This window comes from Ewingella allii, from assembly GCF_044430645.1.
Taxonomy (GTDB): Bacteria; Pseudomonadota; Gammaproteobacteria; order Enterobacterales; family Enterobacteriaceae; genus Ewingella; species Ewingella allii.
In genome coordinates, this window is the sequence record NZ_JAWUDN010000001.1 from 315,822 (window position 1) to 338,342 (window position 22,521).

20 protein-coding genes, 4 tRNA genes and 3 other RNA genes are annotated in these 22,521 nt (G+C 55.0%); 15 read left to right on the top strand and 12 right to left on the bottom strand.

Annotated features, from left to right (window positions below; translation table 11 throughout):
- Positions 1–20 precede the first annotated feature (20 nt).
- The 9 genes from SBO83_RS01490 to pnuC all read left to right on the top strand — a co-directional run bounded on the left by SBO83_RS01490 (position 21) and on the right by pnuC (position 2,987).
- A tRNA-Lys gene (locus tag SBO83_RS01490) sits at positions 21–96 on the top strand.
- Between the two features lie 14 nt (positions 97–110).
- A non-coding RNA gene (locus SBO83_RS01495) (RtT sRNA) lies at positions 111–232 on the top strand.
- Between the two features lie 45 nt (positions 233–277).
- A tRNA-Lys gene (locus SBO83_RS01500) sits at positions 278–353 on the top strand.
- A gap of 45 nt (positions 354–398) precedes the next feature.
- Positions 399–474 (top strand) — tRNA-Lys (locus SBO83_RS01505).
- A gap of 14 nt (positions 475–488) precedes the next feature.
- Positions 489–610, top strand: a non-coding RNA gene (locus tag SBO83_RS01510) — RtT sRNA.
- A 78-nt stretch (positions 611–688) separates the two neighbouring features.
- Positions 689–764, top strand: a tRNA-Lys gene (locus SBO83_RS01515).
- Between the two features lie 14 nt (positions 765–778).
- Positions 779–900, top strand: a non-coding RNA gene (locus tag SBO83_RS01520) — RtT sRNA.
- A 265-nt stretch (positions 901–1,165) separates the two neighbouring features.
- Positions 1,166–2,227 carry a quinolinate synthase NadA gene (gene nadA / locus SBO83_RS01525; RefSeq protein WP_396130230.1) on the top strand — a complete coding sequence of 354 codons (1,062 nt, stop codon included), beginning with the start codon at positions 1,166–1,168 and terminating at the stop codon, positions 2,225–2,227.
- Between the two features lie 37 nt (positions 2,228–2,264).
- Positions 2,265–2,987 (top strand): nicotinamide riboside transporter PnuC, encoded by a 723-nt coding sequence (pnuC, locus tag SBO83_RS01530; RefSeq protein ID WP_396130231.1) that lies wholly within the window; start codon positions 2,265–2,267, stop codon positions 2,985–2,987.
- A 65-nt stretch (positions 2,988–3,052) separates the two neighbouring features.
- Here the strand turns inward: pnuC and zitB are convergent, their stop codons facing one another.
- The 4 genes from zitB to SBO83_RS01550 all read right to left on the bottom strand — a co-directional run bounded on the left by zitB (position 3,053) and on the right by SBO83_RS01550 (position 8,289).
- A complete protein-coding gene (gene zitB / locus SBO83_RS01535; RefSeq protein WP_396130232.1) occupies positions 3,053–3,997 on the bottom strand; it encodes a CDF family zinc transporter ZitB in 945 nt (314 codons plus the stop codon).
- Between the two features lie 8 nt (positions 3,998–4,005).
- A complete protein-coding gene (locus SBO83_RS01540; RefSeq protein WP_396130233.1) occupies positions 4,006–7,194 on the bottom strand; it encodes an ATP-binding protein in 3,189 nt (1,062 codons plus the stop codon).
- Entirely contained in the window at positions 7,191–7,799 is a 609-nt protein-coding gene (locus SBO83_RS01545; protein WP_396130234.1) for a response regulator, read from the bottom strand. The genes SBO83_RS01540 and SBO83_RS01545 overlap by 4 nt, the downstream gene beginning before the upstream one ends.
- A gap of 151 nt (positions 7,800–7,950) precedes the next feature.
- Positions 7,951–8,289, bottom strand: a complete 339-nt coding sequence (locus SBO83_RS01550) for a protein YbgS (protein ID WP_396130235.1) — start codon at positions 8,287–8,289, stop codon at positions 7,951–7,953.
- A gap of 226 nt (positions 8,290–8,515) precedes the next feature.
- Here SBO83_RS01550 and aroG point away from each other — a divergent pair, with 226 nt between their 5' ends.
- Entirely contained in the window at positions 8,516–9,568 is a 1,053-nt protein-coding gene (gene aroG / locus SBO83_RS01555; protein ID WP_396130236.1) for a 3-deoxy-7-phosphoheptulonate synthase AroG, read from the top strand.
- Positions 9,569–9,655: 87 nt separating this feature from the next.
- Here the strand turns inward: aroG and gpmA are convergent, their stop codons facing one another.
- From gpmA to modE, 8 genes are all read right to left on the bottom strand, one after another.
- Positions 9,656–10,408, bottom strand: a complete 753-nt coding sequence (gene gpmA / locus SBO83_RS01560; RefSeq protein ID WP_185688281.1) for a 2,3-diphosphoglycerate-dependent phosphoglycerate mutase — start codon at positions 10,406–10,408, stop codon at positions 9,656–9,658.
- A 154-nt stretch (positions 10,409–10,562) separates the two neighbouring features.
- Positions 10,563–10,895, bottom strand: a complete 333-nt coding sequence (locus SBO83_RS01565; protein WP_353501380.1) for a PsiF family protein — start codon at positions 10,893–10,895, stop codon at positions 10,563–10,565.
- Positions 10,896–11,066: 171 nt separating this feature from the next.
- Positions 11,067–12,113, bottom strand: a complete 1,047-nt coding sequence (galM, locus tag SBO83_RS01570) for a galactose-1-epimerase (RefSeq protein WP_396130237.1) — start codon at positions 12,111–12,113, stop codon at positions 11,067–11,069.
- Positions 12,107–13,255 carry a galactokinase gene (gene galK, locus SBO83_RS01575; protein WP_396130916.1) on the bottom strand — a complete coding sequence of 383 codons (1,149 nt, stop codon included), beginning with the start codon at positions 13,253–13,255 and terminating at the stop codon, positions 12,107–12,109. Before galK ends, galM begins: the two co-directional genes overlap by 7 nt.
- Positions 13,255–14,304, bottom strand: a complete 1,050-nt coding sequence (gene galT, locus SBO83_RS01580) for a galactose-1-phosphate uridylyltransferase (RefSeq protein WP_396130238.1) — start codon at positions 14,302–14,304, stop codon at positions 13,255–13,257. The genes galK and galT overlap by 1 nt, the downstream gene beginning before the upstream one ends.
- 30 nt (positions 14,305–14,334) lie before the next feature.
- On the bottom strand, positions 14,335–15,351 hold the full coding sequence (galE, locus tag SBO83_RS01585) for a UDP-glucose 4-epimerase GalE (protein WP_396130239.1): 1,017 nt from the start codon (positions 15,349–15,351) through the stop codon (positions 14,335–14,337).
- Positions 15,352–15,593: 242 nt separating this feature from the next.
- Positions 15,594–17,063 carry a molybdate ABC transporter ATP-binding protein ModF gene (modF, locus tag SBO83_RS01590; protein ID WP_396130240.1) on the bottom strand — a complete coding sequence of 490 codons (1,470 nt, stop codon included), beginning with the start codon at positions 17,061–17,063 and terminating at the stop codon, positions 15,594–15,596.
- Positions 17,064–17,187: 124 nt separating this feature from the next.
- Positions 17,188–17,970 (bottom strand): molybdenum-dependent transcriptional regulator, encoded by a 783-nt coding sequence (gene modE / locus SBO83_RS01595; protein ID WP_396130241.1) that lies wholly within the window; start codon positions 17,968–17,970, stop codon positions 17,188–17,190.
- 192 nt (positions 17,971–18,162) lie between these two features.
- On the opposite strand from modE, the gene SBO83_RS01600 reads away from it, so the two are divergent.
- From SBO83_RS01600 to SBO83_RS01620, 5 genes are all read left to right on the top strand, one after another.
- On the top strand, positions 18,163–18,333 hold the full coding sequence (locus SBO83_RS01600; RefSeq protein WP_396130242.1) for an AcrZ family multidrug efflux pump-associated protein: 171 nt from the start codon (positions 18,163–18,165) through the stop codon (positions 18,331–18,333).
- A 214-nt stretch (positions 18,334–18,547) separates the two neighbouring features.
- Positions 18,548–19,321, top strand: coding sequence for a molybdate ABC transporter substrate-binding protein (gene modA / locus SBO83_RS01605; RefSeq protein WP_396130243.1), 774 nt, complete (start codon positions 18,548–18,550; stop codon positions 19,319–19,321).
- A complete protein-coding gene (modB, locus tag SBO83_RS01610) occupies positions 19,318–20,007 on the top strand; it encodes a molybdate ABC transporter permease subunit (RefSeq protein ID WP_034788571.1) in 690 nt (229 codons plus the stop codon). Before modA ends, modB begins: the two co-directional genes overlap by 4 nt.
- Positions 20,007–21,068, top strand: coding sequence for a molybdenum ABC transporter ATP-binding protein ModC (gene modC, locus SBO83_RS01615; protein WP_396130244.1), 1,062 nt, complete (start codon positions 20,007–20,009; stop codon positions 21,066–21,068). Before modB ends, modC begins: the two co-directional genes overlap by 1 nt.
- 74 nt (positions 21,069–21,142) lie before the next feature.
- Entirely contained in the window at positions 21,143–22,507 is a 1,365-nt protein-coding gene (locus SBO83_RS01620) for a Fic family protein (protein WP_396130245.1), read from the top strand.
- The last annotated feature ends 14 nt before the right edge of the window (positions 22,508–22,521 follow it).

Here is a 22,521-nt window from a genome sequence, read left to right on the forward strand (position 1 = left end):
GAGAGATTTAGTGTTTGAGCGGGCCGTTAGCTCAGTTGGTAGAGCAGTTGACTTTTAATCAATTGGTCGCTGGTTCGAATCCAGCACGGCCCACCACTTTCGAAGTGGAACTCAGAGTAAAGCAGTGCAGGATGAGAACCTTTGGTTCGAGCCGAGCGAAGCGAGACGACAACGCAATAGCGTTGCCCGTAGGGTGAGCTCGCAGAGCGAATCAATCCAGCACGGCCCACCACTAAACCTTAAGTGATTTAACGTTGAGTATTAAGAAGTAGACCGTGGGCCGTTAGCTCAGTTGGTAGAGCAGTTGACTTTTAATCAATTGGTCGCTGGTTCGAATCCAGCACGGCCCACCACTTCTTAGTCGCTCGATAGATATTTGTAGTACCGCAACACAGCGCGGGCCGTTAGCTCAGTTGGTAGAGCAGTTGACTTTTAATCAATTGGTCGCTGGTTCGAATCCAGCACGGCCCACCACTTTTAAAGTGGAACTCGTAGTGAAGCAGTGCAGGATGAGAACCACTGGTTCGAGCCGAGCGAAGCGAGACGACAACGCGAACGCGTTGCCCGTAGGGTGAGCTCGCAGAGCGAATCAATCCAGCACGGCCCACCACTTTAGATAAGTGGCAGCATAGGGAGTGATTCGTTTTCAACGAATTGCGCAGCAGTAAGAAGTATCGCGACATACCGCGGGCCGTTAGCTCAGTTGGTAGAGCAGTTGACTTTTAATCAATTGGTCGCTGGTTCGAATCCAGCACGGCCCACCACTTTCTAAGTGGGACTCAGAGTAAAGCAGTGCAGGATGAGAACCACTGGTTCGAGCCGAGCGAAGCGAGACGACAACGCGAACGCGCTGCCCGCAGGGTGAGGTCGAAGAACGAATCAATCCAGCACGGCCCACCACTTTAAGTGGGAAAAGTAAAATTTCGCTTCCTAAGAAGCAGACTAAAACGCCTCAAGGCGTTTTTTTTCGTTTCTAGCCCTCCTAAACCTCCAATCTCGTCACCTTTTTTAAGTCCCTTAAACACTTTTATCTTAAAGCACAAAATCCAAGCGACTTTTTTCTATATCTGCGCTATTTTGTTTAGCATACAAAACAAATGGGTGTTTTATCCCATTATTGGTGCCTTTGTCAGACTGAGCCCCTGACGACAAGAGATGATGAGCGATGAGCGAGACTTTAGATCTGAACGCCGCGGTGTATCCATTTCCCCCGAAGCCTGTGCCGTTAAGCCAGGATGAAAAAGCCTTCTATAAAGCCAAGATTAAAACTCTGCTGAAGCAGCGTAATGCCGTAATGGTTGCGCACTACTACACTGATCCTGAGATTCAGCAGCTAGCTGAGGAGACGGGCGGCTGTGTGGCCGACTCGCTGGAGATGGCGCGCTTCGGCAGCCATCATCCGGCTTCAACTCTGCTGGTCGCAGGCGTGCGCTTTATGGGCGAGACGGCGAAAATCCTCAGCCCAGAGAAAACCGTGTTGATGCCAACTCTGAATGCCGAGTGTTCTTTAGATCTTGGCTGCCCTGAGCAGGCGTTTTCTGATTTTTGCGACAGCCATCCGGATCGCACCGTGGTGGTTTACGCCAATACCTCGGCGGCAGTAAAAGCCCGTGCAGACTGGGTGGTAACCTCCAGTATCGCGGTGGAGTTAATCGAGCATCTCGACAGTCTGGGTGAGAAAATCATCTGGGCTCCTGACCGCCACCTCGGTAACTATGTGCGCAAGCAGACGGGGGCCGACGTGCTGTGCTGGCAGGGCGCATGTATTGTGCATGACGAGTTCAAGACGCAGGCATTGTCGCGCATGAAGGCGCTGTACCCTGACGCGGCGGTGCTGGTGCATCCTGAGTCTCCGCAGGCGATTGTGGATATGGCCGATGCCGTGGGTTCTACCAGCCAGCTGATTCAGGCGGCCAAGAGCTTGCCTAACAAAAAACTCATTGTGGCCACCGATCGCGGTATTTTTTACAAAATGCAGCAGGCGGTGCCGGATAAAGAGTTGTTCGAAGCGCCAACCGCCGGTGAAGGGGCAAGTTGCAGAACCTGCGCGCATTGCCCGTGGATGGCAATGAACGGCCTGAAAGCCATTGCCGAAGGGTTAGAGTTGGGCGGTGCCCAGCACGCGATTGAAGTGGATGAAGCCCTTCGCGTGAAGTCATTGATTCCACTGAACCGCATGCTGGACTTCGCCGCGCAGCTTAAGCTGCGAGTGCAGGGTAACGCTTAAACATTTTCATTAACGAAAGCTACAGAAGGGAATCGCGATGGATTTTTTCAGCACCAGCAATATTCTGGTTCATATCCCGCTCGGTAAAGGCGGCTATGACCTGTCGTGGATTGAAGCTATCGGCACGCTGTTTGGTCTGTTGTGCATCTGGTTTGCCAGCAAAGAGAAAATCATTAACTACCCGTTCGGCCTGATAAACGTCACGCTGTTCGCGGTGATCTTCTTCCAGATCCAGCTTTATGCCAGCCTGCTACTGCAGATATTCTTCTTCGCGGCAAACATCTATGGCTGGTACGCGTGGAGCCGTCAGACAGAGGATAAACAGGCCAAGCTGCAAATTCGCTGGCTTCCCCGTGGTAAAGCGCTGGTGTGGGGCGCGGTCTGTGTGATTGGCATTCTGTTTATGACGTTCAACATCGACCGAGTATTTGCGGCACTCAGTCTGGTCGCCGTCAACCTGATGCAAGGGCTGGGGCTGAATGTGCATATGCCTGAGCTACAACCCGACGCCTTCCCGTTCTGGGACTCGTCAATGATGGTGTTGTCGATTATTGCCATGCTGCTGATGACCCGCAAATATGTGGAGAACTGGCTGGTATGGGTGGTCATTGATGTGATTAGCGTGGCGATTTTCGCTTATCAGGGCGTGTATGCCATGGCGCTGGAATATGTGCTGTTAACGCTGATTGCGCTGAACGGTTCTTGGCTATGGATTAAGAGCGCCGCTCAGAATGGCTCTAAGCCGCTACAGCGCGTTTAAACAGTAAGTTAATACGATTTACTCAAGAGCCTCCCAGTGGGAGGCTCTTGGCGTTTAAGGTGGGATTAATGATGGTGATGCGCGTGGCTGTGACCAAGATGGCTATGGCCGTCATCTGCAACGCTGTCGCTGATCACACAGTCTGGCGTGCTGCAGGTACCATATTCCATCTGAATCGTGGCGTGGCCGATACGATATTTATCCAGCAAGTAAGCCTGAATCCGGCCTAACAGCGCGTCGTGGTCGTGAGGTGGCACAACCTGCACGTGCAGCGTCATCAGGCGTTTCTCGCCGATTTGCCAGACGTGAACGTGATGAACGCTGCGCACTTCGGGAATAGTGACCGACAAGTCTTTGCGCAGTTTCTCAATATCAATTTCCTGCGGCGTGCCTTCCAGCAGTTCGTGGAAACTCTCCTTCATCAAGCGCCACGCATTGCTTAGCACCAGACAGGAAACCAGAACCGACAGAATCGGGTCAATAGGCGTCCAGCCGGTTTTCATGATGATAATGGCTGCCGCCACGGCACCAATCGATCCGAGCAGATCACCCAGCACGTGGAGCGCCGCGGCGCGCACGTTAATATTGGCTTTCTCCTCGCCCTGGTGCAGTAACCAGAATGAGAACAGATTGGCAATCAGGCCGGCAATACCAATCGCCAGCATGGTGCCGCCCATCACGGGCTGTGGGTTGGCGAAGCGGACGATGGCCTCCCACACTATCAGGATGACGATAACCAGCAGGGCGGCAGCGTTGACGAAGGCCGCCATGGTGGTCAGACGCAGATAGCCGAAAGTGTGGCTGGCGCTCGGTTTGCGTTTCGCGAAATGCACGGCCAAGAGTGCAATGAGCAGGGCCGCGGCGTCGGTGAGCATATGCCCAGCATCGGCGATCAGGGCCAGCGAGCCGGAGATCAGCCCGCCAATAACTTCGACAACCATGAAAACGACGGTAACCAAAAAGGCTAACAATAACCGACGGCTATTTTTATCCTGAGGTAAAAATGACATAGCTTTCCTTAAGTAATGATTTGCCGGTTTTCAGCAGCCGGATTGACTTGTCTATCAAGCTGCTGAAGCAAATCCTGCAACAGTTGATGCATTGTAGTATAGGCTTCGGGCGCAGTCTTGCCTTGCTGGCAGGCGTTGATCACCGCCTGAAATGCCTCTGCGGGCTGCGAATAGCCCAGAATCAGCAGGCTGCCCTTCATTCTATGGGCCGCATCTTTCAGAGTTTCCCTATCTTCCACGGCGTAAGCCTGAGCCGCGCGCTGCTGGTCGACCCGCAGGGTGTGAAGCAGCGTCTCGCGCAACTTCTCAATTAGCCTCGGTTCGTGATCGCCCGTCAGGGCCAAACGCTCGCCAATATCTTGAAATAGCGAGCTATTGCTGGGAAGCAGTTGGCGGATATCCTCCAGTAAAATCGGCTTGGTCAGGCAGTGCGGGACTTTAAGCTGTTGCAGCGGCAGGCGGGTGAACTCCTGCACATCCGCCGAGCAGAGCACGATTTGGCTGGCAGCAAGCTGTGGATGCTGGCGCTCGCGGCGTCGGATCAACTTGGTCAGCAGCACGCCGTCGGGGCGGGGCATGTTGTAGTCAATAAACAGCAGTTCAAATGGGCGCTCGACGTGCGACCGCAACAGCGCACGGCCATCATCAAACAGGGTCGCGGTGATGCCCAATGCCGAGAGCTGGCGCTGCATCAGTAGCAGATTGGTCGGGTGGTCATCAATCACCGCCACGCGAAGCTGGCTCAGGCTGGGAGCCGAAGGCGCTGGCGGCGGGGCGAGAATTGGCTCGTGGGTTTCTGCCGCCGGAAGCATCACCCGCACCTCAGTTCCCGCATCCGCACGCGAGAGCAGTTCAATCTTGCCGGACATCTTATCGACAATCTCTTTGCACACCGACAGGCCCAGCCCGCTGCCCTGAACCGAGAAGCGCTGGGCACCTTTGGCGCGGTAATAGGGATGGAAAAGCAGTTCGGCCTCGTCGGGATCAATGCCGCACCCGGTATCCAGCACGCGAATATCCAGCTCACCCTGCTGCCAGCGCACCTCAACCCGGATTTCCCCTTCCGCCGTAAATTTGATCGCATTGCCAATCAGGTTATTCATCACCTGCATCAATCGGTCGGGATCAATGATCCATCTTGCGGGCAGAGAGGAGAGGGCGATGACCTGAAAATCGACCGGTTTCTTACCCATTAGCGGCGGATAAAGGCGGCTGAGCTGGGCAATCCACTCAGTAGGCGACATCGGCTTGGGTGCCAGCGTCAGAATGCCGCTGTCGAGGCGGGCGTGGTCCTGAAGGTCATTCAGCAGGTTCATCAGCGACGACGCGGAGCTGTAAATCACCGGCAGATTTTCGCTGGTGGCGGGCTGGCGCTGAAGTTCCAGTTCGAGCAGGCCGAGAATGGCGTGCATCGGCGTGCGCAGTTCGTGGCTCAGCGTGGCGAGGAATTGGCTCTTGCTGCGGTTTGCCTCCTCCGCCTGCTGGCGCGCCAGTTCAATCATCTGCCTTTCCTGTTGCTCTTTACGCTGCTCGCGGCGCTGTAGCCACTGGCGGCGCGCGAGGATCACCAGCAGCACCGCCACGACGCTGGCAAGCAGGCCGAGGAGCCACGTCGTTTGCGGCGGCATGCGATTGTCATTGACCGCATCAATCACATTGCGGCGATCGCTGGTCCAGTCATCGCGCAGCGATTGCAACGTCTGCGGCGGGATCTGCTGTAGGCTTTTGTCCAAAATTGACAGCAGCAGCGGAGAGGCCGCGTCGACGCCAAAGGAGATGGGGTAGGAGATATTATTGGCGGCGAAAGCCAGCTTTATCTGGCCGGAATAGCGCGAAAGCGAGATGAAGTTGGCCGAAACAATATTATCGATCAGCGCGTCGATTTGCCCATTAGCCAGAGCGTCATACAGAGTTTGAGTATCGTCGAAGGCAATTTGCTGGACGTCCGCGGGAAGCAGAGACGCGGCGAGATCCCCGCGCATGACGCCAATCTTTTTACCAGCCAGATTCTGCCACGTGGAGACACCTTCGCTGCTTTGGCGGACATACACGCCCCACAGCGAGCGATGGAAAGGCATGCTGCTGAGGTAGTTCTCGCGTGAATTCGCCGACAGTGGCAGCACCGCGCGGAACAGCGCCTGCCCCTGACGCACCTGAGCATCGGCGCGCTGCGGGTTGCTTCCCCAAACTGGTTCGAACTTCAGCCCGGTGTTTTGCGCGATGATGTTGAGAATATCCACCACGTAGCCGTGCGGCAGCCCGTCGGATCCGCGATAAACGAAGGGATAATTGTTCTCCGTCGCGGCATAGGTGACCTGCGGATGTTGATGAACCCACTCTTGCTCCATCGCCGTCAGCGAGGCGTTTCCGGCGTCTAAATAGCTAGGGATCGGCTTATTCCAGCGGCCTTGCAGGGTGTTCATCACCTCCATCGGCGTGGTGGTGATGGTCTGGTTGAGCACCTCGAGCAGGGCCGGGTTTCTACTGACGAAAACAAAGGAGAGATTGCCAAAATCCAGCGCGCTTTCAATACGATAGATTTGGCCGAGTTGCAGCTGATCCAAAATGAAACTGGCGCTGGCCTCATCGGCAATCAGGTAATCACTTTTGCCATTAAGCAGGGAGTAAATGGCCTGCAGGTTGTTGTCGAACAGGTGGACGTCAGGGGTTAATTTTCTAATACGATCAAAAGCCTGCATGCCGGTCATCTTACTAATGGCGATTTGGGCGTCGTGGGAATTGACCATGACCTGACGGCCGTTTTGCCGGTTGCGCAGGACACGCAGCGGGCTGACGTAATAAGGTTTTGACGCCCACATCCCCGAAGGCAGGGCGTTTAGCGGGATGCCATAAAACAGGTCGATCTCCCCCTGAGCCAGCGCGCTCTGCAAAGCGGGCAGGGAAGGGTAGCCGCGCAGGTCCAGTGTGATACCTAATGCCTGCTGGACATAGCTTAGATAGTCGGCGTTTAGCCCATAAAAATCATTGTTGATCAGAATGTTATAGGGGCTGGTATTGTCGCTGAGAATGCCAATGCGCAGCGTTTTTCCGCGCCACGGATTGTTAACCCCGTTGAGTAAAACGTCGGTGGGCAGGCTGAGATTATTCACTAAATGCAGGGTGGTCGGCGCAGCCTGAAGGGGAGAAGCCAGCAGCAAGAACAGAGTCAGCCACAGGCCGTGAAGAGCCTTTCTCACTGCTGTAACTCTTTATAAACCGCTGCCAGCTCGAACAGATTCTTGGCGCCGGTTTTACGCAGAATAGTATTTTTATGGGTGCTGACGGTTTTATTGCTGATGTTGAGCATGTCGGCAATTTGCACGTTCGACAGCCCCTGCGCCAGCAATCCGATGACCTGCAACTCTTTCGGCGTCAGCGCCAGCGTCTCTTCCACCTCTTCTTGCAGGCAAGGGTTGATGAAGTCGGGGAAACTGCGCTCGCCCTGACTCAGCGCGTCAATGGCGGCGATAAGCTGCGACATCGGCTGACCCTTGCTGACAAATCCGCAGGCACCGGCGTTAAAGGCCAGGCGGGCGTAAACCTCTTCCTCCTGAGCAGTGTAAATCAGCACGGTGAGGTTGGGATAATGGCGCAGCATGCGGCGCATAAGCTGTAAACCGTCCACCTGCGGCAAGCCAATATCCAGCACCACTAGGGCAAATTGCTCCTCCGCCAGAGACGCCATCGCCTGAACGTCGTCCGAGACGCTGGTCATCTGCCATGAAAAATTCGATTTTTGCAGGGCAGCTTCCAGGGCAACCTGAACTAAGGGATGATCGTCAACGAGGAGCAAGGCTGGCATAAAATACGTTCACTGCATGTGGCCAAAAGGACTTTCAGCATAACCGAAGCCGGATCGCTTGCAAACGCCGATAAAAAAGGGAGCCGAGGCTCCCTTTGGGCGGTTAACGAGGTAATTGACTGACGGAATCTTTGCTTTCCGTCATAACACCTTAGTTACCGGTCGCTTTAGATTGGTTGGTACCCGGAACCTGGTCTGGGCAGCGGCCGTCTTTACACATGGCCTTTTTGTGATCTACCGATTTTTTGTGTGCTTCGCTGTGTTTCTTGGTCGTGTCTTTGTGCGCTTTGTCTTTGTGCACTTCATTCACGGGTTGGTCAGTAGTGTTGATTTTGCTGTTATCAACATTGTTCGGGGCAATTTTCTGGATTGAACCCGGGTCGTTCGCCTGATTCGCCGCGCCATTGTTAGAGCCTGAATCTTCTGCAAAGGCTGCACCCGTACCCATCGCCATTGAAGCAGCAAATACCATCATAATGATCTTCTTCATACCTGACTCTCCATCTCATGGTTGTGAATATTCATTTGTTGTAGGGCTGTACAAAAAACGCCATATCTAAAGATTAGCTTAAGTTAGACAGGTCGAAGGATTATTGAGATTAATCGCAATAGCCATACTGGCTTAAAGTGCATTTACACCAGCAGACATTGCAGCTAGATTGGATGCGTTCAGCATTCTGCTACGCCTTTATTTTGAAATACCCATTGGAACAGCTATGACCTATCAAAACGACGACTTACGCATCAAAGACATTAAGGAACTTTTGCCGCCTGTAGCCCTGTTAGAGAAATTTCCCGCTACCGATAAAGCCGCAAAAACGGTATCTCAGGCACGTAATGCCATTCATAAGATACTGAAAGGGAACGATGATCGTTTACTCGTCGTTATTGGTCCTTGTTCGATTAACGATCCCAAAGCCGCGAAAGAATACGCTGCACGTTTACTCAGCCTGCGCGAAGAACTACGCGGTGATCTGGAAATCGTGATGCGCGTTTACTTCGAAAAACCGCGTACCACCGTGGGCTGGAAGGGTCTAATCAACGACCCACACATGAACAACAGCTTCCAGATTAATGATGGTTTGCGCATCGCGCGTAAATTGTTGCTGGATATTAATGACACCGGCCTGCCGGCTGCTGGTGAGTTCCTCGATATGATCACGCCGCAATATTTAGCGGATTTGATGAGTTGGGGCGCTATCGGCGCGCGTACCACTGAATCTCAGGTACACCGCGAGCTGGCGTCTGGGCTCTCTTGCCCGGTTGGCTTCAAAAATGGCACCGACGGCACCATCAAAGTGGCCATCGACGCTATCAACGCGGCGGGCGCGCCACACTGCTTCCTGTCGGTCACCAAATGGGGCCACTCGGCGATTGTCAGCACCAGCGGCAACAACGACTGCCATATCATCCTGCGCGGCGGCAAAGAGCCAAACTATAGCGCTGACGATGTGAAAGCCGTGAAAGAAGGCCTGAAAAAAGGCGGACTGCCAGCCCAAATCATGATCGACTTCAGCCACGCCAACAGCAGTAAACAGTATAAAAAGCAGATGGAAGTCTGTACTGACGTTTGCAGCCAGCTGGCAAACGGCGAGCAGTCGATTATTGGCGTGATGGTTGAAAGCCACTTGGTGGAAGGCAATCAGAGCCTCGACAGCGGCGAACCACTGGTTTACGGCAAAAGCGTCACCGACGGCTGCATTGGTTGGGAAGACACTGAAGTGCTGCTGCGCCAGCTGGCGGATGCGGTGAAAGCGCGTCGCGGTTAAGTTTTAACATGCTGCTCGCTGAAAAGCAGACATAAAAAACGGGGCCGATTGGCCCCGTTTTGCTATCTGAAGTTTAGCCGAGGCTAATTACTTCGCTTTACCTTGGTTAGCAACGGCCGCGGCTTTCGCTGCGATTTCGTCTGCATCACCTAAGTAGTAGCGCTTGATAGGTTTGAAGTTTTCGTCGAATTCGTAAACCAATGGAACACCGGTAGGGATGTTCAGTTCCAGAATTTCGTCTTCGCTCAGGTCATCAAGGTATTTAACCAGTGCACGCAGGGAGTTACCGTGAGCTGCAACGATCACGCGCTCGCCGCTTTCAATGCGTGGTTTGATAACGTCAGTCCAGTAAGGGATAACGCGATCGATGGTCAGAGCCAGACTTTCAGTGGTTGGCAGCTCTTCAGGGCGCAGTTTTGCGTAACGCGGGTCGTGCCCTGGGAAACGCTCATCGCTCTTGTCTAATTCTGGTGGGGTTACCGCGAAGCCGCGACGCCACTGTTTAACTTGCTCGTCGCCATATTTAGCGGCGGTTTCAGCTTTATCCAGACCCTGCAACGCGCCGTAGTGACGTTCGTTCAGTTTCCAGGATTTCTCAACCGGCAGCCAAGGCTGGTCCAGTTGATCTAATACGTTCCACAGCGTGTGGATAGCGCGCTTCAGCACGGAGGTGTAGGCGAAATCGAACTGGAAGCCTTCGTCTTTCAGCAGTTTACCCGCAGCTTTAGCTTCTTTCTGCCCTTTCTCGGACAGGTCAACATCGTACCAACCGGTAAAGCGGTTTTCTTGGTTCCACTGGCTTTCGCCGTGTCTTACCAGAACCAGCTTGGTTACAGCCATAGCTAAACTCCTCAATTAACTGAATATTCAATGATAACTGTTATCATTATAGGGTCTGTGCGCCGCAGACGGCAATCTGATTGTTGCATCTCATGCTGCCTGCGGCGCGCATTGGTCACTCACCATAGCGAATTTAAGAGTTCAGTTCAGCCGCTTAGCCTGCTTTTTTCAGGCACGTGCTCATGAACGTCTTACGAGCATCACCTTTCAGCTCTTTTTTGGCTGCGTCGGCATTACAGGTTTTCATCTTGTTTTGTTGATCGGTCAACTTCTGATCCGGCTTGGTTTCAGCCTTCAAACAGTGGCTCATAAAGGTCTTACGCTCATCGCCTTTCAGCGACTGCGTGGTGGCCTGTTGATTACAATCAGTCATTTTCTGACGTTGTGCCGTCTGTGCGGCGGAAGGGGCTTTTACAGCATCAGCGGCCAGCGCAGAGCCGCCAATTAATAGCGTAGTAAGCAGAGGTAAAACCACAGATAAACGCATAACGGATTCCTTTTCAGACGTCCCCCTAACGGGACACCCCCTAAGCGTAGATCGGCCTTTGCGCTTTAGCATTAAAAAAGCGTAACAGCTGGCGCAGAAAGTGATGAAAAGGGGAGAGAGCGCAAAGAAAACAGGGCCTTGCGGCCCTGAGTGTGGAATCAATCTGGCGGTTTATAATGCGAAAAATTGATAAACCGTCTGCGAACGGTAGCCCTGGCCAGGTTTTATCCAGCAGCTAGGCTGCGGCCATTCAGGGTGATTCGGACTGTCGGGCAGAAACTCGGTTTCCAGCGCCACGCCCTGATAGTTTTCATATTCCCCGCCTGAGCGATTCGGCGTACCGCGCAGGAAATTGCCGGTGTAAACCTGTAGCGCCGGGGCTGAGGTAAACAGGCTCATTTTAACCTTGCCGTCGGCTGACCATAGGTGCGCCGCCGGATGCTCCGCGCTGTTACAGGTGCGATTGAGCAACCACGCGTGGTCATAGCCTTTCACTCGCTGCTGCTCGCGGTCGCGCAGGAAATCCTCGGCCAGCGTTTTTGGCGCGCGGAAATCCAGCCCGGTGTGCTCGACAGGGGTCAGATCAGCACTGGGAATGCCGTCACTGTCGACCGGCAAGAAACGCTCGGCGAACAGTTGCAGTTTCTGTTTGCGCGCATCGTGACCTTCGCCATCCAGATTGAAATAGGCGTGGTTGGTGAGGTTAATCGGGCAGAGTTTGTCGACCGTTGCCTGATAACGAATTTCCAGACGATGATCGTCAGTAAGGCGATAGTGAACCTCCGCCGTCATATTGCCCGGATAACCCTGATCGCCATCGGCGGAGAGCAGTTGGAAGCTCACCGCCTGCGCGCTGCGTGACAGTAGCGTCCAGCGCCGCGCGTTAAAGCCCTCTGGGCCGCCATGCAGCTGGTTTTCGCCCTGATTCGGCACCAGCGCATAGGTTTGCCCGTCAATCGTCAGCTGAGATTTAGCAATACGATTGGCGTAGCGGCCAACGGTGGCGCCAAGGTAGGCGCTTTGATTGACATAGCCCTGCGGCGTTTCGCAGCCCAGCAGCAGCTCGCGCTTGCTGCCATCGGCGAGAGGGAATTCCAGCGAAAGCCAAGTCGCGCCCCAATCCATGAAGGTGGCGGTGGTGCCCGCCGCATTCTGAATGGTTATTAGCTCGAACGGGTCACCGTCCGGGGCTAACTGGGTGTTTTCCGGTTTTAGCATACGCCCGCTCCCTGAGACGCGGTGCAGACGTAAAATGTCTCTTTCAGCCCGGTTTGCTCAGGGTATTCACGGGCCACCGCGCTGCGTACGTCGTCAACCAAAGATTCAGGGATCAGCGCCACGATACAGCCGCCAAAGCCGCCGCCGGTCATGCGCACGCCGCCGTTATCGCCAATCACGTTTTTCACGATGTCGACCAATTTATCGATTGGCGGAACGGTAATTTCGAAGTCGTCACGCATGGAGGCGTGGGACTCGGCCATCAGCTGGCCCATTTTCTTCAAATCACCGGCGGCCAGAGCATCTGCCGCCGCCAAGGTGCGGGCGTTTTCGGAAATCACATGGCGCGCGCGGCGGGAAACCAGCGGATCCAGCTCGTTAGCCACCACGTCAAACTGCTCTTGCGTCACGTCGCGCAGGGCTTTCACACCAAAGAAGCGGGCGGCGGTTTCGCACTGCTCGCGACGCTGGTTGTATTCGCTATCCACCAGGCCGCGTTTCACATTGGAGTTGATGATCACCACGGCGGCGTCTTTCGGCATCGACACCGCGCGGGTTTCCAGCGAACGGCAGTCAATCAGCAGCGAGTGATCCTGCTTGCCGAGGGCGGAAATCAGCTGATCCATGATCCCGCAGTTACAGCCGACGAACTGGTTCTCGGCTTCCTGACCATTGAGCGCCAGCGCCACGCCGTCCAGCGGCAGGTCATACAGTGATTTCAGTGCCTGACCGACCGCCACTTCCAGCGAGGCCGACGAGCTAAGGCCCGCGCCCTGCGGCACGTTGCCGCTGATCACCATGTCCGCGCCAGAAAAATCTTTGTTGCGCTGCAGCAGGTGTTTCACCACGCCGCGCACATAGTTGGCCCACGGCAGGGTTTTGCTGCTCAGGATCGGATCGTCGAGGGAGAACAGGTCTTCCTGATTGTCGTAATCTGCCGCCACCACGCGGATCTGGCGGTCATTACGCTGGGCGCAGGCGATCACCGTTTCATAATCAATGGCGCAAGGCAGCACAAAGCCGTCGTTGTAATCGGTGTGCTCGCCAATCAGGTTAACGCGGCCCGGTGCTTTAATGGTGATCGTCGCCGGATAACCGAATTTCTGTTCGAAGATTTCTAAGGTTTTATTTTTCAGTTTCATCATTTCACTCCGGCTTCACTATAGTGCACATCACTGACGGCGCGCAGGCGCTCGGCGGCTTGCTCGGCGGTCAGGTCGCGTTGGGTTTCGGCCAGCATTTCGTAGCCAACCATAAATTTACGAACCGACGCCGAACGAAGCAGCGGCGGATAGAAGTGGGCGTGTAGCTGCCAGTGTGCCTGATCGCCTGCGGTGAACGGCGCACCGTGCCAGCCCATGGAGTAGGGGAAGGAGCACTGGAACAAATTGTCGTAGCGGCTGGTGAGCTTTTTCAGCGCCAGCGCCAGATCACTGCGCTGGGCGTCGCTCAGCTCGGTGATGCGCTGCACGTGGGCCTTTGGCAGCAGTAAGGTTTCGAACGGCCACGCCGCCCAGTAAGGCACCACCGCCAGCCAGTGATCGGTTTCTACCACGGTGCGGCTGCCGTCGGCCTGCTCGCGCTTGGCGTAATCCACCAACATCGGCGAATCCTGCTGCTCCAGATAGGCGCGCTGCAAACGGTCTTCTCGCTCGGCTTCGTTCGGCAGGAAGCTGTTGGCCCAAATTTGGCCGTGCGGATGGGGGTTAGAGCAGCCCATGGCCGCGCCTTTATTCTCAAACACTTGCACCCACGGGTAGGTTTTACCCAAGTCCGCGCTCTGTTCCTGCCAGGTTTTAACCACTTCCTCTAACGCGCTGAGCGACAGCTGCGGCAGAGTTTTACTGTGATCTGGCGAGAAACAGATAACGCGACTGGTGCCGCGCGCGCTCTGGATGCGCATTAGCGGATCGTCGCTTTCTGGCGCGAACGGCGTGTCGGGCATCAGGGCGGCAAAGTCGTTCGTAAACACGTGGGTGCCGTGGTAATCCGGGTTCACATCGCCCGTCACGCGGGTATTGCCCGGACAAAGGAAGCAGTCAGGATCATGCTGTGGCAGCGTCTCCTGCGACGGCGTTTCCTGCTGTCCCTGCCACGGACGTTTCGCCCGGTGCGGGCTGACCAAAATCCATTGGTCAGTCAACGGGTTATAGCGTCGATGTGGATGATCTATTGGGTTGAATTCTGACATGTTAATTCCTTTATTCGGGCATTGGCGCGATTAGTCTGGATAACCCTGCGGGTTTTTGGACTGCCATAACCAGGTATCGTTAGCCATATCTTCCAGCGTGCGGGTAACGCGCCAGTTCAGCTCATTGGCGGCTTTGTTTGGGTCAGCCCAGTAGGCTGGCAGGTCGCCGTCGCGACGCGGGGCGAAGTGGTACTTCACCGGCTTGCCGCAGGCTTTGCTGAAGGCATTAACCACTTCCAGCACGCTGTGGCCAAAGCCCGCGCCGAGGTTATAAATGTGCACGCCAGCGCGGTTATGCAGGGTTTTCATCGCGGCAATGTGGCCGTCGGCCAGGTCCACCACGTGAATGTAGTCGCGCACGCCGGTGCCGTCTTTGGTCGGGTAATCATTGCCGAAAATCGACAGGGATTCACGGCGGCCCACGGCGACCTGCGCGATAAACGGCATCAGGTTGTTCGGGATGCCCTGCGGGTCTTCGCCCATCAAACCTGACGGATGTGCCCCCACCGGGTTGAAGTAGCGCAGCAGGGTGATGCTCCAGTCCGGCTCGGCGCGCTGCACGTCTTGCAGGATTTGCTCGACCATCAGCTTGCTGCGGCCATACGGGCTGGAAGGGTTGCCGGTCGGGAAGTCTTCCACATAAGGCGTCTTCGGCTGGTCGCCGTAAACCGTCGCGGAAGAGCTGAAAATCAGGTTCTTAACGCCCGCGTCGCGCATGGCTTCCACCAACACCAGCGTGCCACTCACGTTATTGTCGTAATAGGCCAGCGGCTTGGCGACGGATTCCCCCACGGCTTTCCAGCCTGCAAAGTGAATTACCGAATGCACGGCGTGCTCGCTGAAAATCTTATCGAGGATGGCGCGATCGCGGATATCGCCCTGATAGAACAGCGGCGTTTTGCCACTCAGCGTAGTGATACGCTCGAGCACGCTGGCTTTGCTGTTGTGCAGATTATCTAAAATGATTGGCGTGTAACCCGCTGCAATCAATTGCACACAGGTATGACTACCAATGTAACCGCTACCACCCGTAACTAAGACGTACATAATTGCTCCCTGAGAGTCATGTTGAGCTTAAGATACCATGCAGCGAGGCTGAAAAAGGTGATCTATGCTCAAGTTCATGGAATCGCTTACATCACAGTCTAGCACCAGTATCCGCCTTAATACAGCGAGGCGCACATGCGGGGACAAATCAGGAAGGAAGCACAGAGGGATTGGAGTGTAATCGTTTACACGAGAAAAATTCCCCAAATATCACGACGACTATTTGGGGATTTAGGGCGTTTTTACTTCAAGGCATCGAGCTGGTAGCGGTAGATATTGCCATCCGGCACGAAGGAGAGACGGTGAGTAATGCACTCCGGCGCGTCTTCCGCGTGGTGCGAGACAAACAGCAGTTGGGTGTCGCCCTCGCTAATCAGCACGTCGACAAAACGCCGCACCAGCTGGCGGTTAATCGGGTCCAGCCCCTGTAGCGGCTCGTCGAGGATTAACAGCGCCGGGTGCTTGACCAATCCGCGAGCTATCAGCGCCAGACGCTGTTGCCCCCACGACAGGCTATGGAATGGCGTGTCGCCCTTGCTGCCGCCCAAGCCCAGCAGCTCCAGCCACTGGTTGGTGAGGAACAGTTGGCGGTCTGAGACGGCCTGATAAATGCCGATTGAGTCGAAGAAGCCTGAGGTGATGACGTTGCGCACGCTGGAGCTGACGCGGTAATCCAGATGCAAGCTGCTGCTGACATAGCCGATGTGGCGTTTGATGTCCCAGATGGTTTCGCCAGAGCCGCGACGGCGGCCAAATAGCGTCAGGTCATTGCTGTAGCCCTGCGGGTGGTCGCCGGTGATCAGGCTCAGCAGGGTGGATTTGCCCGCGCCGTTCTCGCCGACGATTTGCCAGTGCTGGCCTTGATCCACCTGCCAACTCAGGCCGTGCAGGATAGGGCGGTCATTATATTCCACCACGCCGTTGCGCAGAATGATCAGCGGGCCGTCGGCCGGGCGGGCGCGCTGTGCCGGGTCTTCCGGCTCAGGCAGCGCCATGCCTTGCAGGTTTTCGCTATGCGCCAACTGGGCCACCAGCGCGTCTGCCATGACTTTCTCGCGCGGGCCAATGGTCGCTAGCGTGCAATCCGCCAGAACGCCCACGTGCTGAACAAAGGCGGGGATGTCGTCAAAACGGTTGAGCACCAGCACCAAGGTCTGCCCCTGTTGGGCAAGCCCGGCCAGTAGCTCGGCTAACTGCGCACGGGCATTGACGTCCAGCCCGTCGAAAGGCTCGTCCAGCACCAGCAAATCGGGCTGCTGCATCAACACCTGACAGAGCAACGTCTTGCGGGTTTCCCCCGTGGAGAGGTATTTGAAGCGGCGATCGAGCAGCTTGGTAATGCCAAACTGCGCGGCCAAACTGGCGCAGCGCTGCGGGTCTTTTACCTGCTCTTGGATTATCTCGGCGGCGGTGCGGCCAGTGTCGTCTTCGTCCGGGCTGAGCAGGTCGGTGTTATTGCGCTGCCACTCTTCTTCCACCAGCTTCTGTAGCTGTTCGAATGACAGGCGCACGATGTTTTTGAAATCGCTTTGGTTTTCACCTTGCAGCTGGACTAGTTCGCTCGCCAGAGCACGCGCCAGCGCCGATTTCCCACTGCCGTTGGAGCCAACAAAGGCCCAGCTTTCGCCTTGTTGAATGCGTAAATCAGAAAGAGTAAGGGTGCGGGTGTCGCTCAGGCGAAAAACGCCCTGCGAGATATGCAACGAAGCCATGTCTCATCCATAAATTGCAGTGATATTCTTTTCCTAGGGATAATCCCGGAACAAAATGAAGTCAATTGACGATTCTGCAAACTATCAAATCTTATTGTGCAAGATGATGATAAATAAACTCTTTCTAGCATAGGGTGGCTATGATTGCTTTGTCGTCGTCGAATTCAGCAAACACATTCTGGCCCTCGACTAATGACAGTTGTGTGACAGCGGCATTGGGCACCGTGGCGCAGAGAATGTCACCATCGGCCAGGCGTAGCAGCACTTCGCTGCTCTCTTTTCCCTGTTGAATGCTCTGTATCTCGCCGGAGAGAGAGTTATCGGCGTGGGTGGCTTCAGGACTCAGGTTGACCCAAGGCGCTTTTATCAGCACCAACACCTCTTTGCCCGGTGTCAGGGCCAGTCGGTCGGCACTTTGCTCGGTCAGCGCGACGCGAATCCGGGTCTTTTCATCATTTAGCAGCACTTCAATATGCTGCTGGACGGAGAGGTGGTCGCGCTCAACCACTTTGCCGAAGAACTGGTTGCGGGCGCTGGTTTGCAGGGAGAAGCGCGAAATGGCGGCCAGCAGGCTGTCGAGGGGCAGGGAGTCATCCTTCAGCACGTCAAAGGCTTTTTGCTGGATTTGTGCCAGCAGATCATAGAGTTGCAATAGCCGCTCACCGTAGCGGGTGATCAGCGCGCCGCCGCCGCCTTTGCCGCCGGTGCTGCGTTCTACTAGCACCTCGTCGGCCAGTTGGTTCATTTCGTTAATCGCATCCCAGGCGCTTTTATAGCTAATGCCCGCCAGCTTCGCCCCCTGACTAATCGAGCCTGTCACCTTGATCTGCTTTAAGAGTTCAATTCGACGCGGATCGGCGAACAGCTTTTGCTGTAATTTCAGGGTTAATAAGATTTCAGCTTGCATAAGGGTTCCTTAGAATGCGTTTCGGCTATTGTCGCCTATCCTCTAACTGACATATAGCGGTGTGAGGGCTTTTTGCGGAGCTAAGTTGGTTAAAAGCTAAAGTATTCTGCTGTTATGGCTGCTATTATCGACAACAGTTATGCTTTTAACACCGCCACTTGGGTGCGTGTCAGCCAGTTAAGTGAGGCTATCATGTTAGAACTTTTAGGAAGTTTGGTTTTTGCCGTGGTCATGGTGCCTATCTTTATTGCCGTGATTCTTGGGCTGATTTGGGGTTTGGGCGAAGTGTTCAACGTGCTTTCCAATATCGGTCACTCCAAAGAGAGCCGTAATCAGCAGCAACAAGAGCAACAGCATCGTTAAGCTGGTGGCAAGATTCTCTAAAGAACCCGATTTTAACATCGGGTTTTTTTATTCCTTATGTAAACCACACACCCTTCTGCACCCTTTCTTTCTATCCCAGATCAAAAACCTTTAAGTTCCTCAAAGCCCTGCCGATAAATCGAATGACAAGACTGTTTTCCACGCTATATTAACGCCTATATAACGATGCGTTCTATCAACGAGGAAACATAAAATGAGTACTTTTTGGGGTAAATTAATCGCCGGTTCCGTGCTGGTGGCGGGCCTGGCAGCTCAGGCCCAGGCTGCGGATAAAGTCACCGTGTTTGCCGCCGCTTCGCTAACTAACGCGATGCAGGACATTGCCGCCCAGTATCAGAAAGAGAAGGGCGTGCAGGTGGTTTCCTCCTTTGCTTCCTCCTCGACGCTGGCTCGCCAGATTGAGCAGGGCGCGCCGGCAGACCTGTTTATTTCTGCCGACCAGCAGTGGATGGATTACAGCATCAGCAAGCAGCAAATTGTTGAAAATACTCGCTATACTCTGCTGGGTAACGAGCTGGTGCTGGTGGCAGCTAAAACCAGTAAAATCGACAACGTCGAGATTGATGACAAAACCCAGTGGACCAAGTTGCTGGGCGATAGCCGTCTGGCGGTGGGCGACCCTGACCACGTCCCGGCGGGCATCTATGCCAAAGAAGCCCTGCAAAAGCTGGGTGCCTGGAGCACCCTTGAGCCGAAACTGGCGCGCGCCAGCGATGTTCGCGGCGCACTGGCCTTAGTCGAGCGTGAAGAAGCCCCGCTGGGAATTGTTTATGGCTCAGACGCCATTGCCAGTAAAAAAGTCAAAGTGGTGGGTACCTTCTTGGCATCCAGCCACAAGCCGGTCGAATACCCAATGGCCATTGTTAAAGATCACGAAAAGCCTGAAGTTCGCGCGTTTTATGACTATCTGAAAACGCCAGCGGCCTCAGCCATTTTCAAACAATATGGATTTGCGCCCAAAGAATGATGCTGAGTGAATATGAGTGGCAGGCGGTACTTTTAAGTCTGAAGGTGTCCAGTCTGGCCGTAGTGTGCAGCTTGCCGCTTGGTATTCTGATGGCGTGGGTGTTGGTCCGCTGCCGTTTTCCCGGCAAATCCCTGCTAGACAGTATTATCCATTTACCCCTGGTGCTACCGCCGGTAGTGATTGGCTATTTGCTGCTGGTGGTGATGGGACGGCGCGGCGTGGTGGGCGAATGGCTCTACCACTGGTTTGGCTTCAGCTTTAGCTTCAGTTGGCATGGCGCGGTATTGGCCTCGGCGGTGGTGGCCTTTCCGCTGATGGTGCGCGCTATCCGGCTGGCGCTGGAGGCGGTGGACACCAAGCTGGAGCTGGCCGCCCGCACCCTCGGCGCGTCGCCGTGGCGCGTCTTCTTCACCATCACGCTGCCTCTCTCGGTGCCGGGGATCATCGTCGGCATCGTGCTGGCCTTCGCCCGCTCCCTCGGCGAGTTTGGCGCCACCATCACTTTTGTCTCCAATATTCCCGGCGAAACCCGGACCATCCCACTGGCGATGTACACCCTGATTGAAACCCCCGGCGCAGAAGGCGCGGCGGCGCGGCTCTGCGTGCTGGCGATCATTCTGTCACTGGCTTCCTTGATGATTTCCGACTGGCTGGCGAAACGCAGCCGCATTCGGCTGGGGGGCTGATGTTAGAACTCGACTTCAGCCAGCAGCTTGGCAACCTGACCCTACAGGTGACGCAAAACTTGCCTGCGCAAGGCATCACGGCGATTTTTGGCCTGTCCGGCGCGGGGAAAACTTCACTGATTAACGCCATCGGCGGGCTGACAAAGCCTGATACCGGGCGCATCGCGCTAAACAATCGGCCACTGTTCGACGCCGACAAAGGTATCTGCCTGCCGCCAGAAAAACGCCGCATTGGCTATGTATTTCAGGACGCGCGCCTGTTCCCGCACTATCGGGTGCAGGGCAATTTGCAGTACGGCATGGCGGCCTCGATGCGTGGGCAGTTCGACAGCATTGTGGCGCTCCTCGGCATTGGACCACTGCTCAACCGTTTTCCGCTGACGCTCTCCGGTGGCGAAAAACAGCGAGTGGCGATTGGCCGCGCCTTGCTCACCGCCCCTGAAATTCTGCTGATGGACGAGCCATTAGCAGCACTGGATTTACCGCGTAAACGCGAGCTGATGCCTTATCTGGAGAAGCTGGCGAAAGAGGTCAATATCCCGATTCTCTATGTCACTCACAGTCTGGATGAGATCCTGCGTTTGGCCGACAAAGTGCTGGTGCTGGATAACGGCAGCGTGCTGGCGATGGGCGATTTGGAAGAGGTGTGGGCCAGCAATATCATGCGCCCGTGGCTGCCGCGCGAAGAGCAGAGCAGCGTGCTCAACGTCAGCGTGCTCGAGCATCATCCGCGCTACGACATGACCGCCTTGGCTATCGGCGACCAGCGTCTGTGGATTGGCAAAGTGGATGCCGCCGAAGGCACCTCGATGCGTGTGCGGGTGAACGCCGCCGACGTCTCGCTGGTGCTGCAACCCACCGCCAACAACAGCAGTATTCGCAACATTCTGCCCGCCAAGGTGCTGGAGTGTCTGGAGATCGGTTCTCAGGTGGAAGTGAAGCTGGCCATGGCCGATCATATCATCTGGGCGCGCATCACCCCGTGGGCCAGAGACGAGCTGATGATCCGCCCCGGCCAGTGGCTCTACGCGCAGATCAAGAGTGTGTCGCTGAGTCGATAAAACCCAGATTGCTTGCAAATTAAGCCAAAGCAGAACATCATTCATCTCAATAATTCAATTTTTTGAGGTGAAAGATGAAGGTCAAACGTCCTCCAGAGCTGCTCGCCGTGGGTCAAATACCCGGCGATGCGCTTACCGCCACCTTTCCCCTCGTCTCTATAGTCAATGAAAAGGGCCAATATCTACATTGGGATGCCCTAAGGCATCGCATTCCTGCTGGGATTAACCCGCAAATCTTCTGGTCACTCACCACCATTGTGCGTCGCGCCAACGGGCGTTTGCTGACCCTTAATGGTTACAATTTCAACCAGTTGGCTTTCCTCAATATCACGCCGCAAATGCAGCAGACTATCTCGATGGTCGATAGGCTGGCGACGTCGGGCGGCGAGAGCGAACTGCTGGAGCCCCTGTTCGCCTCGCGCCACTTGCTTGAGGAGCTGCGTGCTGAAGAGTCGATTTCATCCAGCCAGTTAGAAGGGGCGGCCACCACCAGCCGCGTCGCGCTAGAGATGATTAAAGTGAATCGCGCGCCGCGAGATGAGAGCGAAAAAATGATCATGGGGAATTTCCACATGATGGAATACGTCAATGCCCATTGTTCAGAAGATCTCAGTTTGGCAAATTTTAAGGAGTTACACGCCATCGCCGTGGGGGAGATTAATGACCAAAAATATCGCCCGGGGGAGTTTCGCCATTCAGACGACGTGGTGGTTGCGGATATTCAAAATGAAATCATTCATAACCCGCCGACCTATACCGAGGTCGAACTCAGGCTGTCGCTGCTCTTCAAATGGGCTAACCAGTCCCACGAGCGGCTGGAGGGGAAAGAGTACCTTCATCCGTTAATCAAAGCCTGCATCCTGCATTTCATGATTGGGTTTATTCATCCGTTCAATGATGGCAATGGCCGCGCGGCAAGGGCGTTGTTCTATTGGTACATGCTGCGCTGCGGCTATTCGGCCTTCCGCCATATCTCAATCAGTAAGCTGTTGAAAAATGCTTCAACGGCCTACGCCAAGTCCTATTGTTATTCCGAGACGGATGACATGGATTTGACCTATTTCGTTGATTATCAATGCAGTATTGTTGGGCGGGCTTTGAATGAGTACGTGGATTACATTCACCACATGGTGAAGGTGCGGGATGAGCTGAATAGGTTTTTGTATGAGTCAGACATTGGCGCAACATTAAACGAACGCCAGAAAAACCTGCTCAACGTGGCTTTTGCCCGGCCGGAAAATATCTTTACCGTGGCGGAAGTCAGGGAGCGGCTGGGCGTGTCCGACAACACGGCGAGGAAGGATTTAACTGTCTTGGCGGAGCTGGGTTTATTGCGAACTCACAAAGACGGTAAAGAGACGGTTTACGTTTCGCCAAAAAGTCTGCCGCAGGTCAGTCAGTGGAAAAATCAGGCACGGCCCAAAGGCAGCGCCTGGTAATAGTCTGGCGCGGG